Below are 16,796 nucleotides of genomic sequence, written 5' to 3'. Positions count from 1 at the left end.
CCCCTCTGATTTCTCCCCCACAATCCGTCCTCCCAAAACCTAAATCCGTGTATCTTTTTTCCCCACTCCCCCCATCCTTTATAAGTTTGCTAAAAGCATTCAGGAATGGTACAGGAACCGGTAAAAGTGGAGAGCCTCCTTACACACATACATCAGCTCATAGATCAGCACACCGCTGATAATGACACCCTGATGGACGGAGGCAGGCTGGGCCTGATCGTGTACTATCATTCCTTATGGCAAGGCTACCGGGACAATACCTATTTAGATAAGACATATGCGCTGCTCGATGAAGTATTGGATCACATGAACAATAACACATTGCAACTGGAAGGAGCATCCCTCGCAACAGGTATCTGCGGCCTCACCAGCGTGATCAACCTCCTGTACAAAGATGGCCTCCTGGATATAGACATTGATAAGGAACTGGCCAGATATGACGACTATCTCTACCATCAGGCATTACAACTGATCAAAGAAGATAAACTGGATTATCTGCACGGTGCATTTGGTATCATCAGGTACTTTACAGACAGGCTGCTACAGCCTAAAACAGAGATATATCTCAGGGAAATTATCCGTGTGCTGTATGAGAAATGTGTAGTCACCAAACATGGCACCTGGTTCAGAAATATTTTCTTATTCGGCACAGGCCAGATCAATTTTAGTCTAACACAGGGCCAGGCAGGATTTCTGTCTGTACTCACTGCCCTGCACGAAACTGAAATAGATCCACAAACGACCGGATACCTGCTACAGCAAGGTATTCGCTTCGTTCGCCATCATCTGCGCGAAGTAGATCTGATCGGTCAGGATTGGTCATTCTTTCCGCTCACAACCAGTGAAGCAGAAGATGAAAAGAACTATAAAAACCGTCTTGGATGGTGTTATGGCGATCTTAATCAGGTATCCCTTTTTTACAAAGCCTCCTTTGTATTGCAGGACGAAAACCTGAAGCAAATGGCGGATCTCGTGGGCGGCAGCTCACTGATGCGCAAAACATATGAAGCGACTCAAATCGATGATATTTATTTCTGTAATGGTACCGCCGGATTGGCACAGTATTATTATTCGTTGTACCGTTACAGTAATGAAGAAAGTTACCTGGAAGGATGGCACTACTGGATGAAAGAAACGATAAAAAGACTGGAAGTAGTGCTGCATGAAGAAAGCTTCAAAGGCCGCGAAACCCGCCTGCTGGAAGGCTTGCCGGGTATAGCACTGGTCCTGTTGGGGCACCTGATCAAGGAAGAACTTCCATGGACTGATTTACTGCTTTTATAAATTCAAAAACAAAAACGAATGGAGACTGTTTTACGATTGCAGGTGCATGCACCTGTACAGCCAAAAGAATAGCCGGCCTTTCATCATTGTGAGATAATTACCCATCACCTGCTAAAGACGCATTGATATGATTCAGGCTTCAAATCCGCAGCGTAAAATACATCCATTCCCCATCGTAAACAACAGGGCAAAACAGACGACGGCCCTGCCTGTTTGCACATATTAAGTACACATTTTGGAAAAGTTTTACACCTGAATTTCTAAGATCACTGTGAGCAACTGCTGAAAGTGGCAGTCCGCTCCATGATCCCGGCGAGGCCGCCGGAAAAATTGGTCTTGGTACTTTGGGGGCAAAAGTTTTCCTCGACTCCTTTTTAAACCAGGCATCAGTACCGCTTCAATATCATGTATAAATATGTGATAACTGAGTCAATATCTGATGCTTTGCGTGACCTAAAACCAGCCCATTCATTGTCATGTATAATATAAGGGCTCCTGACTCATCACATCATTATTAACCCCTATATGCTGAACGCAAAAAGGGCCCCTTCTATGGAAGGGGCTTTTATTAACCTTATAGTGATATATATTTAACCTCATAAATGGCACATATGTGATATGCTTTAGTAAATGTTATCACGTAGTTTTGACCTTATTATATTGTAAACAGCCCTCCGCTTGCAGAAGTAAGGGCTGTTTTTTCGTTTGGTCTCATTATATCATATCCTATATGAAGCGATTGCTATTATTGGTGTTCAGCACCTCTTGTTTCGTAAATGTCTTAGCGCAGGATTATCTGCCCGCTGAAGCGCGCATCCGCAACACTGTCAACTACCTCGCGGCCGATAAACTCAAAGGCCGTGGTACCGATGAAAAAGGTGGTAGAAAAGCAGCTGCCTGGGTTGTGAAGCAGTTTAAAAAATTAGGCCTGCAACCTGCAAATGGTAGCAGCTATTACCAGGATTTCACGTTTGATCGCAAGGAACATCACGATATTCCCAGCAGGAATGTGATCGGTTACCTGGATAACGGTGCCCCCCGTACGATTATCATCGGCGCACACTATGATCATATCGGTACTGCACATTTGTTTGATGGCAAGTATCCCGAAGGTCAGATCCACAACGGCGCAGATGACAACGCCTCCGGTGTAGCCGGTTTACTTGAATTTATCCGCTATTTTGTAAATAACGGACAGAAAGAACAATTCAATTTCCTGTTCATTGCTTTTGGTGGAGAAGAAATGGGCCTGCAGGGTTCCAAATACTATATAGCCCACCCACTGTTCCCATTGGAAAAAGTACACTTTATGCTGAACATGGATATGATAGGCCGTTACAATGCAGAACGCGGCTTAGGTATCGGTGGCTATGCAAGTGCAGAAGAATGGCCTGAGGTGTACAAAGGCGTAGAACAGCCTGGTATCAAGTTCTTCACCGATGGAGCAGGGAAGGGGCCTTCTGATCATCATAACTTTTACATCAGTGGCGTTCCTGTGATCTTCCTGCATACCGGCCCGCATGATGACTATCACAAGCCAACAGACGATGCCGATAAAGTAGAAGCAAAGGAAGAGTCAGATATATTAAAGCTGGCCATTCAGCTCATCAACAATTCCATGAAGTACAAAGAGCTGCACTACGTAGCTGATAAATAAAAAAAAAGCTTTTGTCGCAAGACAAAAGCTTTTTTTTTATTTAGTTATCTTTTTTCGGTGGCAACACCGCTTTCGGCGTAGCTTGCGGTTGATTATTACCATTCTCTTTCTTCGGTTCTTCCTTTGGTTTCTCCGCAGGTTTGGTCGGCTCTCCATAATCTCCTACATCAATATAGTCCGAAGCAGCACCATTCCCCTGATCCTGCGCTTCCGCACCCGGAGGCATATTCGGATCAGTATCTGTATATGTCTGGCTGTCTATCGCCGCCGGAATCGCAAACGTTGCATTCGGATCTATCTTCAGGGTGGGATCTCCATACAGTTTCTGGAAGAAATATGCCCAGATCGGTAAGCCGGTATTCGCACCCTGACCATTTGCCGTAGTACTGAAATGCAGGAAGTTGTTCTCACAACCTACCCATGCACCCGCCAGCAATTGCGGGGTAAAGCCCATGAACCAGCCATCCGTGTTATCATTCGTAGTACCCGTTTTACCGGCTACCTGGCCCTTGATACCATAACGGAAACGCAAACGTGCTGATGTACCACCCGGACCCGTTACACCTTCCATCATCTTCGTCATCACATAAGACTCATTCTCACTGATCACCTCACGTTTTTCAGGAGCCGTCGTTTCCAGGATGTTACCATTTCTATCTTCAATACGGGTAATATAAATAGGTTTAGTGATGATACCGCGGGCTGCAAACATCGTGTATGCCTGCAACATATCATAAAGCGGAATCTCCGGTGTACCCAGACATATAGACGGATAAGAAGGTATCTTCACTGAGAATCCAACTTTCTCATTCGCAAAATCCGCTACCGCTGCCGGGCCTAATTGCTTGATCAGGTAGGCGGACACCAGGTTCAGTGACTTAGCCAGCGCACCTGCCATAGAAATATTACCTCCCACACTACCTTCTGAGTTGCGGCTCAGTGTCCAGTTATATTTAGGGAAACTCACCGGTTCATTTGGCAAACTGGTGCCTGGAGACATGCCGTTCATAATCGCATAGCAATACAGGAATGGTTTAAAGGTGGAACCTACCTGGCGTTTGCTCTTCATTACGTGATCATTCTTGAAATAACGGAAATCAGGTCCGCCTACCCATGCCTTGATCTCACCACTCTCAGGATCCATTGCCATGAAACCTGCCTGCAGAATTGCACGCATATAGCGGATAGAATCCATCGGTGTCATCACCGTATCAATCTCATTCAGATCGGGCTCCGTAAAGCTCCTCCAGGAGAATACCTTCATCTTGGTAGGCGTATTGAATGACTTCTTGATCTCGTCTTCAGAGATCTCTGCCGCCAGCATGCTCTGGTAACGGTCAGATTCTTTCATATAGCGATCCAGGAAGTTCTCGTGGCCTTTCCATGCACTACCTGATTTAATGTTAGACTGGGCGGCAAAGATCTTTTGCAGGTCCTTCAGGTGATGTGCTACCGCTTCCTCCGCATACAATTGCATGCGTGGATTGATCGTCGTATAGATCTTCAGACCATCACGGTACAGGTTATACTCAGACCCGTCAGATTTTTTATGGTCTTTACACCACTGTTTCAGCTCGTCTCTCAGTACCTCACGGAAGTAAGGAGCCAGACCTTTGTTGTGGTCAATTTTATTATAACGCAGTACGATTGGTGTGCTTTTAGCAGCAGCTGCATCCGCACTGGAGATGAATTTGTTCTTCTCCATCAGCTCAATCACCGTATTACGGCGATCCAGCGCTTTTTTGGGATTCCTGCGGGGATTGTACAGGTTTGTACCTTTCAGCATCGCGATCAGGGTTGCTGATTCTTCTATAGAGAGATGACCGGCATCTTTGCTGAAGAAAGTACGGGCACCATTTTCAATGCCATATACATTATCACCAAAAGGAACCGTGTTCAGGTACAGGGTAATAATTTCCTCCTTGGTAAAATTCCTCTCGAGTTTTACGGCAATCAGCCATTCCTGCATCTTCTGAAACGACCTTACCAGCTTATTCTGAGCACGTTGTGTTCCCGTATTATCAGCCTGCAGGTTCAGGGCCAGCTGTTGGGTAATAGTACTGGACCCCCTCTTTTTACCAATAGCCAGGTAAAAAGGAATCGCAATTGTACCCCAGGGATCGATACCGGAGTGCTCGTAAAAGCGTACGTCCTCAGTTGCGATCAGTGCATTGATCACATTTTTGGAAATTTCGTCATAATCAGAGCTGGAACGGTCTACCTGGTAGTATTTACCCAGAATAGTACCATCGTCTCCTATTACTTCAGAGGCAAGGGCAGCCCTGGGGTTTTCCAGGGTCTCCATGGATGGCATGTTGCCAATGACGCGGAAATTGATCAGCAATAAAAGCAAAATGAACACTCCCGTCAGTGACAACACAGTCAACCACAATATTTTAACTGATTTTTTCATACAAGATTTTGAATTAAAAATGCGTCAGCCCGCATTGCTCGTCTGTAATAGCAATTTACGGGCCTTTTTCGCCGGAATCAGGTGTAACAGCAGGACAAAACTATTAAAATTTTTTCTATTACTTCCCCCTTAGCAAAATCGCCTTTGCCAAAGGCAAAAGCGATTTCCCGGGTAGCTTGATATGTGCCCCTTTTTACTCTGTAATATAGTTGTCTCCGAAGAACTTTTTATACCCCTCCAGGTCTTTCCGGGTATTCATAAGAATGAAATTGTCCCTGGAAATAATGAACATGAAATAATCTGAAGGCCGCATTTCCGGCAGGATCTTCTGTGCACCCATCCTGATCTCATCAAAGTAGTCCAGCGCCCTGTCCTCATTCTGGAAGAGCCTGAATATCAGTAATACCTCTGTCTGACTCATTACATAACTGCCTACCTGGATCTTCAGGTCAGGGTGATGTTCCTTGTTGTATTTGTTAAACTGCTCTACAGATTTATCCACCGCAGCCTTAGTCAGTTTATTAAATGACATCACTACAAAATGAGGGGCATCTGCCACCAGTTTGTAAATCACCTTCGTCTTCATAGGCGGAGGCAATGGTGCAATTTTCAGTTTTGCATTGTCAGCAGCCAGTTTGATAGAATCGGCGGTTGCTGTTTTCAACTCGGCCTGGTTCAGCTCAGGATGTGGTCGCTGCCATGGGTAAATCATGCTTATATCCTCATCCAGCAGCGGTGCTTCCGGTTTTCTTTCTATTTCCAGCATGGAGAGGTATACCACCAGTGCTGGCCGGTTATCCAGTGCTTCCAGCAGCTCTTTGGACCTGAGATATACGCCCTCATCATTCTGATATTTATTCATGACCGCAGTCAGCGGCTGTTTACCAAACTCACAGGTATCCATCTTCGCAATGATCATGGCTTCCAGCAGGTCAAATTTCGGCTGCATGAAGTTGAGACCGAAGGTAGAATCGGCTTCCTTCTTCATGCGCAGGGCAGTTTCGTAGTTGCAATCCAGGTATGCGCCATATACATGCTCATATGCTGAAGTGATCTCTGTCTTTTTACCGATATTCTCATCCTTCAGACCACCGAAACGAATAATGCTGGCAAACTTGGAATCTCCATAATTGCTCATGATCTGCTGCCGGTAACTGTTAGCTAATGCAGTATGGTTCAGTTTATTATGCCAGATATACAGGGAGTAGATCACCTCCGTCTTGTTCGGGTGATGCGGATACCTGTTTAATAAAGTATCGTAAGTTTCAATACCCCGGTCTAAATTATCCAGGCCATCGCTGTATAGTTTACCCAGGTCATAGAAGGCCTCTTCAGCGATGATATTGGATTTCAACAGGTCATCAGGGGTCAGTGGCAGGTTGGCGGCCAGGCTTTCGGCAGTGGTGCTGTCAGCCGGAGTTGATTTCTTTTTCGTCTGCCCTTCCCCAATAGGATTACCGTTTTCATCCACAGGTTCTGTATTTTCTTTCACAGCGGCAATACTATTCTGGCTACGTCGCCAGTTATCCGCGTTCCCCCGGTTCCCCCATTTACGTTTAAACTCCTGGAAACCAGATGCCTTGCTGGCAGTATTATAAAAGTACCAGTCACCCTGGTCTGATTTCTGTCCTGTTTTTGTATTGATGCCGTTATTGCTGAAAGGATTGTTAGCATTGCCACCAGCCATTGCTTCAGCCATCGCTGCCGCAGAATCAGCTTTGGCTTTCTTCGCCTTTTCTTCGGCATCCCTGCGGATCTGCACGGCCAGTTTCGTTAAGAATATCTTCCTGTCACTCTCATTCATGGCTGCAATACGCTGCAAGCTGTCCTGCAGCTGAATGGCCTCAATTTTTACCGCTACATCAGAGAGTACCCTTTTACGTTTATTCACGACCGCGGAATCCTGGAACTCCGGTGGCATCACAGCAGCGGTGCTGTCGTAGAAGCTTTTGGCAGAGCGATAAGTACGCTGGTCATAATAAATATCGGCAATCATCTTGTAGGTGAGTGCCTTTTGCATAGTATTGGTACTGAGGGCGCCTGCTTTCAGTGACTGACGCAGGTAGCCAAGAGCTGCTTCCTTGTCGGTCGGGGCTACCAGCTGGGCCATGGTATAATAAATCGCATCACGGAAGTTCTGGTATTTCTCCCGCTTCGCCATTTTCTGCAGGGTAGCAAGGCTTTGTTCCAGGGAACCGCCTGGCATAGTGGCTTTCAGCTTATTGATCGCAATCCTTGCCTGGAATTCCATCATCTGGTCAGGCTTGGTTTTGATCACATGATAATACATGGCGATGGCGGAATCAGGTTTGTTATAATTGGTATATAACTGACCCAGGATGTATGCCATACGTGCTTTTTCATCCCTGTTCCCCTTTTTGTGTTCCGCTATTTGCAGGGGTTCGATGGCTTCTGAAAACTTCCCCTGTTTGTACAGGCTATAAGCTTTTACTTCGGCCAGTTCACCATCCAGTCGTTTGGGGAAGTAAGGGTCCTGGTCGAGTACATTAATAATGGAGCGGGCCTCGTCGTAATTATTTTCTTCAATTTTGGTTTTGGCGTTCCACACAAAGGCATCGTTTCTGGCGTAGGGGTGCTTGAACCAGCCAATAGGTGGTTTACGCTTTTCGCGGGAAGCTACGCTGATCTGGTCTTTTTCGACAGAGCCTACCACCCCTTTATTCTCATTCTTCTTTTTAGGAAGGTAAGTAGTATTGATAAAGTTGAAGGTACGGCTGGCCTTATCCCATTCACCTTCAAAGAAATAGGCTTTACCGATCAGCAGGTAGCTGTCATCCATCCATTTACTGCGGGGGTCATGGATCTGGATGTTGATAGAGGCCTTTTCAATGACAGAGTCGAGGTCACCTTTGCTGATGCCCTGGTTCGCTGCGCTGTAAGGATAGAAGGGGAGGAGGTAATTATAGTTGTCCTGGCCGGTACGGCTCACGTTGTGAGTGACGAGGCGCAGTTTCTTCTTCGCATTGAAATAGTAGTTATAACGCGAAATGGTATTTTGTACCAGTTTGCGTTTGATGGTCCATTTCTTCTTAGCCAGGTCTTCTGAGGGAGGATGCCTGTCATCTGGTCTGGGGCCCAGTGGTCTTGGAATCGTCTTGGTCTGAGACTGTGTCTGAGCCTGGGGATTCCGGGTGGTAGTGCGCGAATTCACGTTCGTGCTATCCCTGCGCTGAGCCTGAGCTTTTTGCAGACTAGTTCCGTATATGAGGACTAATACCAGGCCGGGGTATGATATATGTTTATAAAATGATCTGCAAATATTCATGGATGCCAGGGTGTATAGGCTGAACTATATATAACTAAGATGTTAGGAATTTTATTTTTAAAGATAGGATAATTATTTTTTCCACAAGGGCAGGGGCGAATGATAGTTCGGAATACAAACGATTCCCTTCCTTCAGCGAGCCAGACCATTACTCCCGGTTTTCAGGCAAATTGCAATTTTTTGCATAGTAAATAATATAAATGTTTAACTTTAGCCGGTTGATTATCAGAAATTATATCAAGTTCTATAGCGGATATGGCTAACAAGCGCGATAAAAAAGGCAGAAATGTAGGACAGGTCGGCAACAAGTACCGTCTGGTGATTATGAACGACAATACCTATGAAGAGGTAACTTCATTCAAACTCTCCCGGATGAGTGTGTATGTGGCTTTAAGCACATTGTTCGTATTACTGGTAACCATTACCGTAGCCACAGTTGTATTTACGCCTTTACGTTATTATATTCCAGGTTATGGAGATCTGAAACAACGTCGTGAGTTTATCCGGCTCAAGATGCGCACAGACTCTTTAGAAACCGCTATCAATGCGCGTGATAAATACCTGGACGATATTAAACAGGTGATTGGTGGAGACTTTTCAACCAGCAAACTGGATACTACCACGCTGAAAGTGCCTAAAGTAGATAACAGTACTTATTAAAGTAGAAGACTAAAAAATTAGGGCATCCTTATACGCAATGGGACACTACAACCGTTAGGGGATAATGTGAATAACTTCTTAAAAGATGTGATTTGCAGGCACTAGTAAAACGCAAATAAATAATACTATCTTACAATCAGTTAAAAGCTGAAAAACCTAAATCCTATGTTTAGCAACAACAACCGCAACACAAGAAGCGAGAGCAAAACAGTAATGCCTACTTCCAATGTAAACATTATTGGCAGTGGTACCACTATTCAGGGAGACATCGTATGCGAGGGGGATATCCGCATCGACGGTCAGGTAAAAGGCCTGGTTTCTACAAAAGCTAAGATCGTAGTAGGACCTGAAGGCGAAATTATCGGGGATCTCGTTTGCAATAGTGCAGACATTATCGGAAAAGTAACAGGTATTATCAAAGTAGAAGACCTGCTCTTCCTGAAAGGTAATGCACTGGTGAAAGGAGACCTTTACACCTCTCATTTTGAAATGGAACCAACTGCTAAATTCAACGGCCGTTGCTACATGGAACCTGAAGAGGTAGCAGCAGCAAACCAGAAAGAAAAGCATGGAAAATCCGTTGCAACCGAAAAAGTCCTCGAAGAAGCCTAATCAGCTCTATCGCTACGCAGGACTTGCATTTCAGATGATGGCTTCCCTTGGATTGGCCGTATTTGCCGGTTATAAACTTGACCAGCGAACAGGATGGCGTATCCCTGTTTTCATGATCATTTTTTCTTTACTGGCTTTAGCGGTAATTTTATGGCAAATCATCAAAGACACCCGCAGGAATGACTGACAGGTTTTACTATAGGCTTATAGGCCTTTTTATCATATTGAACGGCGCGCTTATTTATTTCAATGCCCGGTTGCTGGAGAAGGGAGTGCATCAGCATGTACTGCTCATTGGCAACCTGGCGTTAGCCGTTATTACCGGACTCTCTTACAGCATGAACCGCAAAGGCATCCAATCTGCCGATAACAATGCATTCGTGCGCAGGGTTTATGGTTCCACTCTTAGCAAAATGATGCTATGCCTGGTGGGTATTACAGTATATGTAGTACTGAACCGCGCCCATACCAGCAAAGAGACTATTTTTATACTCATGTTCCTGTATGTAGCCTATACGGTCATAGAAACCCTTAGCCTGCAGCAGCTGACCAAAAGAAAAAAATAGCCGTCGTGAAGCAGGAACATCCTTTACAGGCTTTAGCAGCTTACCTGCCCGAAGGAACTTTTGAGCAGGTACTTGCTTATATCCAGGAATTCAAAGTTCACCTGACTATTACCCGCGAAAGGGCCAGTATCCTGGGCGATTATCGTCATCCTGATTCACGGGGTGGGCATCGCATTAGTATCAATGGTAACCTCAACAAATACGCATTTCTCATCACTTTATTGCATGAAATGGCGCACCTGACTACTTTTAATGTACATAGTAACCGGGTGGCATCGCATGGAAAAGAGTGGAAGAGCCAGTTTTCCAATATCCTGAAACAGTTTGTGGGTAAGGGGTATTTGCCACCTGATGTAGAGGCGGCCCTGCGGCAGAGTATCCAGAATCCTGCCGCCAGCTCGTGTGCCGATGATAACCTGATGCGGGTGCTGACCAGGTATGACCGCCGTAAGGAGAATCATTACCTGGTAGAGCAGTTGCCGCTGGATCAATTATTCAAAACAAAGGATGGAAGAATATTCCGGAAAGGCGAAAAAGTAAGAAAACGCTACCGTTGTGAAGAAGTAGCTACCAAAAGAATGTACCTGTTTAGCCCCGTTTACGAGGTGGAAATTATCGCTGCTTAGCGTACCACCATCATCCTGCTGTCATACTCCCTTTCTCTCTTTTCAATTTTTTCTTTCCTGTAAATAATAAATGCATGTTCATGTGCTTCCAGCAGATCATCGTATGGTCCGCGGGCAGAGATGAGTTTTACAAATACCGGCGCCGTTTCGATGGTGATAAAAAGAATAGTAATAAACCAGTTGGCCCACCATACAGGCGTACTTTTTTGGGTAAGATGCCCTAATGCATCCAGTTGAGAAGCGAGGCCGTCAATGTGTGTTCTGTCAAGTTGCGCAACAGTAGCTTTGAAAGTAGAATCAATACCTGCCAGTTCTTTTCTTTTGCTGGCAATGAGTACGCCGTTTTCAGCGGAGAGCTTTTGTAATGCTGTTTCTGCACTGTCAGCATCTGCTTTCTTTGCTTTGTAAATAGGACCCAGGTTTTTGACTTTGGAGCCACCGGTACCATCCGCTTCTTCACGGGCAACTTTTTGCAAAGTATCCCTGCGCAGGGCCTGTGTCTGAATCCCCTTTTCAAGGATTGCAATTTCCCCGTTCAGTTCATTCATGCGTTGCCGATAGCGGGAGAGTACATTGTCTTCCTGGGTTTTAAACACCTGCTGCTCCATGATAATGAGTTCCTGTTTGATCTCTTTGCCGAAGACCTGCAGTTCCAGCGGTTTTGAGATGACAATGGCAATCAGGATGGCAAGGATGATCCTGGGAAGTGCAATTAAAAATTCATTACTGAATTTGTTGCGTTTTTTCATGCCGGATACAATGTACCTGTCCAGGTTGAAGATCATGAGTCCCCAGATGGCACCGAATAATAAAGTAGACCATAACTGACCGAATACACACCAGAGGGCATAGCCGCCGGAAAAGGCTGCCAGTAAACCGGTGAAGAAAATAGTAGCCCCAATACCCCCGTATTTGTTGGTTTCCGTAGGTGCACGGCGGAGTAAAGGCACGTGTGCACCTGAGCAGAACAGGAAGAAATCGCCAATGCGTTTCATTGTTTTGACTGGATTTAATAAATAATAAATGATGATTGTACCTGTGGGGTTTCAGGTAATATGAGGATGGATAATAAAGGTAGGGGTTATAAATGAAGATAGTTTTAAAATGTGATGATTGCCCCGAAAAATGTGATCACCTTGTGCATTGCCGCCCGCGCGACCATGCTATCAAAATGAAAGCCCGTCCTATAAGAACGGGCTTTCATTTTGGTATGACTAAATAATAATAGAAAACAAAACCCCGGGCTTTCACCCAGGGCTTCGTTTTCTATTATTATTTAGTCATTATTTAGATTAAGCACTTACTGCTTTGTTCACCAGCGCCGCAGCTTCACTCAGCAAGATAGCAGACTGCACAGTCAAACCACTTTCTTCGATCAGTTTCTTCGCTTCTTCAGCGTTTGTACCCTGCAGACGAACGATGATAGGAACACTGATATTTCCAATTGATTTGTAAGCATCGATCACACCCTGTGCAACACGATCACAACGAACGATACCACCGAAGATATTGATCAGGATCGCCTTTACTTTAGGATCTTTCAGGATGATACGGAAACCAGCTTCTACTGTAGTTGCATTTGCAGTACCTCCTACGTCCAGGAAGTTTGCAGGTTCACCACCACTCAGCTTGATCATATCCATGGTAGCCATAGCCAGACCAGCACCATTCACCATACAACCTACGTTACCATCCAGTTTCACGAAGTTCAGGTTGTATTTACCTGCTTCTACTTCTGTAGGATCTTCTTCAGAAATATCACGCAGTGCTTCCAGATCAGCATGACGCATCAGTGCGTTGTCATCCAGGTTCAGTTTACAGTCAACTGCAATGATCTTTTCATCACTGGTTTTGAACAGCGGGTTGATTTCCAGCATGCTTGCATCCAGCCCTACGTAAGCATTGTACAGGTTAGTTACAAACTTCACCATGTTCTTGAATGCTTCACCGCTCAGACCAAAGTTGAAAGCGATTTTTCTAGCCTGGAAACCCTGCAGCTGCATGTTAGGCTGTACCCACTCCTTGAAAATTTTCTCAGGAGTTTTGTGAGCAACCTCTTCAATGTCCATACCACCTTCAGTGGAGTACATGATTACGTTCTGACCTTTTGCACGATCCAGCAGGATAGAAAGGTATAATTCTTTAACGGGGTTTGGACCAGGATAATACACGTCCTGAGCAACCAGCACTTTATTTACCAGTTTGCCGGCCTCTCCGGTCTGGATGGTTACCAGTACGCCGCCAAGGATGTTTCCGGCAATTGTTTTAACATCTTCCGCATTTTTACCAACAGCAACACCACGCTGGTCTTTACCACGAATGGTACCTTTACCGCGTCCACCGGCATGTATTTGTGCCTTCACCACTGCAAACTCATTACCATACTGTACCTTCAATTGTTTGTACGCTTCAGCCGCCGCTTCCGGAGTATCAACCGGAATCCCTTCCTGTACCGGAACATTGTATTTCTTCAACAGTTCTTTAGCCTGGTATTCATGTAAGTTCATCTGATAAAAATTTGCCGCTAAAATAGGGCATTATGATTTAAATATAAAACCCTAGTGTTTTGTGAATTTAAAAATAACTTTGCGCAACCCTGTCGAAAAGGTAACCGTCAGCATAAAACACCGCAGTAGGCCTGACAGCGATCTCTGACTACCGTCAGCTTGTAATGCATGACTAGTTGGATATCACTTAGTTATTCATCGTGTGGCCCGTTTTCAAAATGGCTGTTGCCTTTAAAAAAACATGACAGGGATCAGCACCATAAAACTATAATTATTTTCAAAAAATGAGTGATCTGTTACAACAAATAGCTGCTGCTTCAGACTATATTAAAAAAATATGGTCCCTGACCCCCGAGGTAGGTATTATTCTGGGAAGTGGATTGGGTAACCTGGCCGGTGAAATCTCGGAAGCCATCGAAATTCCTTACAATGAGATTCCTCATTTCCCCACCTCGACAGTAGAAGGCCACCGTGGCCGCCTGGTGCTGGGCAAAATGAATGGCCGCCCCGTAGTAGCTATGGCAGGTCGTTTTCATTATTACGAAGGATTTACCATGCAGCAGGTAACTTTTCCTGTAAGGGTATTCAAGGCCCTCGGCGTACACACCTTGCTGGTTTCAAACGCTGCTGGTGGCATGAACCGCGCTTTCAATGTAGGCGATCTGATGATTATCCGTGATCATATCAACCTGCAGCCCGAACACCCGCTGCGTGGCCCAAATATTGCTGAATTAGGTCCCCGTTTCCCGGATATGAGCGAACCTTATTCCAGGGCATTGATCGGCAGGGCAAAAGAAATCGCTGCAAAAAATAACATCGCTGTACATACCGGTGTATACGTAGGTGTACAGGGCCCCACCTTCGAAACAAGGGCAGAATATCAATACATGGCTACTATCGGTGGCGATGCTGTTGGCATGAGTACTGTACCCGAAGTGATCGTTGCCATGCACAGCAGTATGAAGGTATTTGCGATGAGCGTGATCACTGATATCGGTATCCGTGAAGAAGAAAATGTGATCACCCACGAAGAAGTGCTTGAAGCTGCCAACGCAGCAGAACCGAAATTAACACTTATTTTCAGGGAACTGATCAGCGTGTTATAAGGTTTTATATAAATTGCACACTTTTCAGCTAGCACAAAAGAAGCAGGAAACAAACATAGAATGCGGTCATTTATTATTACGTTTTTATTGTTGGTCACCTTGTCGCAGGTAAGGGCGCAGATCTCCAGCCGGTTCAGTAGCATGGGTAGCGGTGGCAGCAGCGCCAGGACGACGAAGGATACCAGCTCTAAGAATCAGGCGCCGGACACCCTGACCATCACATACCGGAGATTAGGAGAACCCACTGACTACAGAATGGACTCCTCGATTGCCGATTTCAATGGCCCTTTTCTGAGAGTGCCCGCGAACTACATTTACCTGGGTAACAATGGCTCTCCGGCACGCCCGGTGGCCTTCACACCCCGTATGACAGCAGGCTTCGATCCGGGTTTTCATAGTTTTGACCCTTACGGTTTCAATCACGACAACGCAAGGATCTACTATTCTAACCGCCCGTATACGGAACTGAACTACATGATTGGTAGCCAGCAGGAACAACAGCTGGGTGTCATGCATACCCAGAACCGTACTGACAGGTTCAATTTCGGGTTCGAGTACCAGAAGATATATGCCCCCGGCTACTTCCGTTCTCAAACCACGAATCACAACATTTATCGTGTAACCGGCAGGTACAATTCCAGGGATAAGCGATACAATGCCACCCTCAGTTACTTCTATAACAAGTATGCAAACGGTGAAAACGGAGGTATCAAAAATGATGATGACCTGGAAAATCCCCGTTACAGCCAGCGTAAAACCATCGACGTAAACCTGGGTAATGATGCCAGCACCACCAGCAGTCTTTTTAACTCCACCATCCCGGTAAAGAGTTCAATCGACCAGGCAGGCTTCCTCTTCATGCAGTCCTACGACTGGGGAAAAGGGGATACCATCCATGTAAACGATACGACGGACGTATATAAATTCGATCCGGTATTCAGGGTGCAATACACCTTCAAACTGAATAAAGACCAGGTAGCCTACCTGGATCCAACACCAGATACGTTCTTCTATACTACGCACTATGGCTGGGCATATTCCGGCGATACAGTAAAGGCACAGCATAATTTCAGAACGATTGCCAACGATCTCTCACTGGTACAGTTCCCGATCAGGGGCAACCAGGCCCACTTTATCACAGCAGGGGCAAGGATCGAGAATACCACGGGCACATTCATGGATGCGGATATTAAGTTTAGCAACCTGGCCCTTCACGGGGAATACCGCAATAAAACCAAAAACCAGCAATGGGATTTCCAGGCCAAAGGTGAATTATACATGGCAGGAGAGAACCGCGGGGATTACAGCGTGAGCGGTATGCTGAGCAGGTACCTGAACCCAACACTGGGAAATGTAAAACTGGCCTTCTCAAACGTGAACAGGGAGCCTTCGTATGTCTATAAGTATTTTTCAAGTAGCTATGACAGCTGGTACAACAGCACCCTGGCCAAAGAAAATATCTCCAAACTACAGTTCATCGCAGACAATCCTAAGCTGAAATACAACCTGACAGTGAACTACTACATCATCGGGAATTATACCTATATGAGTAGTTACTATAAGAGTGCGCAGGCCGATGCCATCTTCAATATGCTGGAAATTATGTTCAGCAAGAAGTTCACCTGGAAGCACTGGAACTGGTATGCAGATCTGACCTTCCAGCAGGTACACGGTACAGCACCGGTGAATATTCCAAGCTTTTGGACCCGTCACCGTATTGCCTACGAAAACAGGCTGTTTAATAACCTGAACCTGATGGTGGGCGTGGAAGCGAAATACATGACAGCTTACAATGCAGATGATTACTCTCCCATTATCGGTCAATTTGTGTATCAGACTACCCAAAAGGTTCAATATTATGCACCTGACCTGGCTGCTTTCCTGCATTTCCGGATCAAATCGTTCAATGCTTTCATCAGAACTGAGAACTTAAACACGTTTTTTGCTACAAATAATTTCGCCGGACCGCATTATCCTTACAATAACTTCCAATTCAGGCTGGGGTTACGTTGGTGGTTCGTGAACTAAAATCAGTAGCAGTGTAATGAATTGATAATTAATATATTACTTAAATAAGGG

The 16,796-nt window shown here is 45.4% G+C and carries 13 protein-coding genes; 9 read left to right on the top strand and 4 right to left on the bottom strand.

Features of this window, described 5'->3' with window-relative positions; all coding sequences use genetic code 11:
- The first annotated feature begins 105 nt into the window (after nt 1-105).
- Nucleotides 106-1,284 carry a lanthionine synthetase LanC family protein gene (locus U0033_RS12675; protein WP_072360991.1) on the top strand — a complete coding sequence of 393 codons (1,179 nt, stop codon included), beginning with the start codon at nt 106-108 and terminating at the stop codon, nt 1,282-1,284.
- Nucleotides 1,285-2,014: 730 nt separating this feature from the next.
- On the top strand, nt 2,015-2,941 hold the full coding sequence (locus tag U0033_RS12670) for a M20/M25/M40 family metallo-hydrolase (protein ID WP_072360994.1): 927 nt from the start codon (nt 2,015-2,017) through the stop codon (nt 2,939-2,941).
- 40 nt (nt 2,942-2,981) lie between these two features.
- Here the strand turns inward: U0033_RS12670 and U0033_RS12665 are convergent, their stop codons facing one another.
- Together U0033_RS12665 and porW are read right to left on the bottom strand one after the other, a co-directional pair.
- A complete protein-coding gene (locus U0033_RS12665) occupies nt 2,982-5,354 on the bottom strand; it encodes a transglycosylase domain-containing protein (RefSeq protein ID WP_072360997.1) in 2,373 nt (790 codons plus the stop codon).
- Nucleotides 5,355-5,547: 193 nt separating this feature from the next.
- Nucleotides 5,548-8,640: a type IX secretion system periplasmic lipoprotein PorW/SprE gene (porW, locus tag U0033_RS12660; RefSeq protein ID WP_072361000.1), complete on the bottom strand. Its 3,093-nt coding sequence runs from the start codon at nt 8,638-8,640 to the stop codon at nt 5,548-5,550.
- Nucleotides 8,641-8,895: 255 nt separating this feature from the next.
- On the opposite strand from porW, the gene U0033_RS12655 reads away from it, so the two are divergent.
- From U0033_RS12655 to U0033_RS12635, 5 genes are all read left to right on the top strand, one after another.
- Nucleotides 8,896-9,300, top strand: coding sequence for a hypothetical protein (locus U0033_RS12655; RefSeq protein WP_072361003.1), 405 nt, complete (start codon nt 8,896-8,898; stop codon nt 9,298-9,300).
- Between the two features lie 165 nt (nt 9,301-9,465).
- Nucleotides 9,466-9,912 carry a bactofilin family protein gene (locus tag U0033_RS12650; RefSeq protein ID WP_072361006.1) on the top strand — a complete coding sequence of 149 codons (447 nt, stop codon included), beginning with the start codon at nt 9,466-9,468 and terminating at the stop codon, nt 9,910-9,912.
- The gene (locus U0033_RS12645) at nt 9,869-10,099 is read left to right on the top strand and encodes an AtpZ/AtpI family protein (RefSeq protein WP_072361009.1); all 231 of its coding nucleotides are present in this window, start codon (nt 9,869-9,871) and stop codon (nt 10,097-10,099) included. The genes U0033_RS12650 and U0033_RS12645 overlap by 44 nt, the downstream gene beginning before the upstream one ends.
- Nucleotides 10,092-10,478, top strand: coding sequence for a hypothetical protein (locus U0033_RS12640; protein WP_072361012.1), 387 nt, complete (start codon nt 10,092-10,094; stop codon nt 10,476-10,478). The genes U0033_RS12645 and U0033_RS12640 overlap by 8 nt, the downstream gene beginning before the upstream one ends.
- Nucleotides 10,479-10,483: 5 nt before the next feature.
- A complete protein-coding gene (locus tag U0033_RS12635; protein WP_072361015.1) occupies nt 10,484-11,104 on the top strand; it encodes a SprT-like domain-containing protein in 621 nt (206 codons plus the stop codon).
- On the opposite strand, the gene U0033_RS12630 is transcribed toward U0033_RS12635, so the two are convergent.
- Both U0033_RS12630 and sucC read right to left on the bottom strand, forming a co-directional pair.
- Complete coding sequence (locus U0033_RS12630) at nt 11,101-12,099, bottom strand: DUF4407 domain-containing protein (RefSeq protein ID WP_072361018.1); 999 nt, start codon at nt 12,097-12,099, stop codon at nt 11,101-11,103. The two genes, U0033_RS12635 and U0033_RS12630, sit on opposite strands and share 4 nt — an antisense overlap.
- 297 nt (nt 12,100-12,396) lie before the next feature.
- Nucleotides 12,397-13,611 (bottom strand): ADP-forming succinate--CoA ligase subunit beta, encoded by a 1,215-nt coding sequence (gene sucC / locus U0033_RS12625; RefSeq protein ID WP_072361021.1) that lies wholly within the window; start codon nt 13,609-13,611, stop codon nt 12,397-12,399.
- 284 nt (nt 13,612-13,895) lie between these two features.
- Between sucC and U0033_RS12620 the strand changes: the two genes are divergently transcribed.
- Both U0033_RS12620 and U0033_RS12615 read left to right on the top strand, forming a co-directional pair.
- A complete protein-coding gene (locus U0033_RS12620; protein ID WP_143150725.1) occupies nt 13,896-14,717 on the top strand; it encodes a purine-nucleoside phosphorylase in 822 nt (273 codons plus the stop codon).
- A gap of 60 nt (nt 14,718-14,777) precedes the next feature.
- The gene (locus tag U0033_RS12615) at nt 14,778-16,745 is read left to right on the top strand and encodes a putative porin (RefSeq protein ID WP_072361025.1); all 1,968 of its coding nucleotides are present in this window, start codon (nt 14,778-14,780) and stop codon (nt 16,743-16,745) included.
- The last annotated feature ends 51 nt before the right edge of the window (nt 16,746-16,796 follow it).

The sequence above is a fragment of the Chitinophaga sancti genome, assembly GCF_034424315.1.
In the GTDB taxonomy this organism is placed as follows: domain Bacteria; phylum Bacteroidota; class Bacteroidia; order Chitinophagales; family Chitinophagaceae; genus Chitinophaga; species Chitinophaga sancti.
The sequence above is the reverse complement of the archived record's forward strand: the minus strand, read 5'-3'. Positions and strand labels throughout refer to the sequence as shown.

Bases quoted from the DNA above. Each gene is read 5' to 3' on its own strand.
- U0033_RS12675 (WP_072360991.1), top strand. From the start codon at position 106: ATGGTACAGGAACCGGTAAAAGTGGAGAGCCTCCTTACACACATACAT.
- U0033_RS12670 (WP_072360994.1), top strand. From the start codon at position 2,015: ATGAAGCGATTGCTATTATTGGTGTTCAGCACCTCTTGTTTCGTAAAT.
- U0033_RS12665 (WP_072360997.1), bottom strand. From the start codon at position 5,354: ATGAAAAAATCAGTTAAAATATTGTGGTTGACTGTGTTGTCACTGACG.
- porW (WP_072361000.1), bottom strand. From the start codon at position 8,640: ATGAATATTTGCAGATCATTTTATAAACATATATCATACCCCGGCCTG.
- U0033_RS12655 (WP_072361003.1), top strand. From the start codon at position 8,896: ATGGCTAACAAGCGCGATAAAAAAGGCAGAAATGTAGGACAGGTCGGC.
- U0033_RS12650 (WP_072361006.1), top strand. From the start codon at position 9,466: ATGTTTAGCAACAACAACCGCAACACAAGAAGCGAGAGCAAAACAGTA.
- U0033_RS12645 (WP_072361009.1), top strand. From the start codon at position 9,869: ATGGAAAATCCGTTGCAACCGAAAAAGTCCTCGAAGAAGCCTAATCAG.
- U0033_RS12640 (WP_072361012.1), top strand. From the start codon at position 10,092: ATGACTGACAGGTTTTACTATAGGCTTATAGGCCTTTTTATCATATTG.
- U0033_RS12630 (WP_072361018.1), bottom strand. From the start codon at position 12,099: ATGAAACGCATTGGCGATTTCTTCCTGTTCTGCTCAGGTGCACACGTG.
- sucC (WP_072361021.1), bottom strand. From the start codon at position 13,611: ATGAACTTACATGAATACCAGGCTAAAGAACTGTTGAAGAAATACAAT.
- U0033_RS12620 (WP_143150725.1), top strand. From the start codon at position 13,896: ATGAGTGATCTGTTACAACAAATAGCTGCTGCTTCAGACTATATTAAA.
- U0033_RS12615 (WP_072361025.1), top strand. From the start codon at position 14,778: ATGCGGTCATTTATTATTACGTTTTTATTGTTGGTCACCTTGTCGCAG.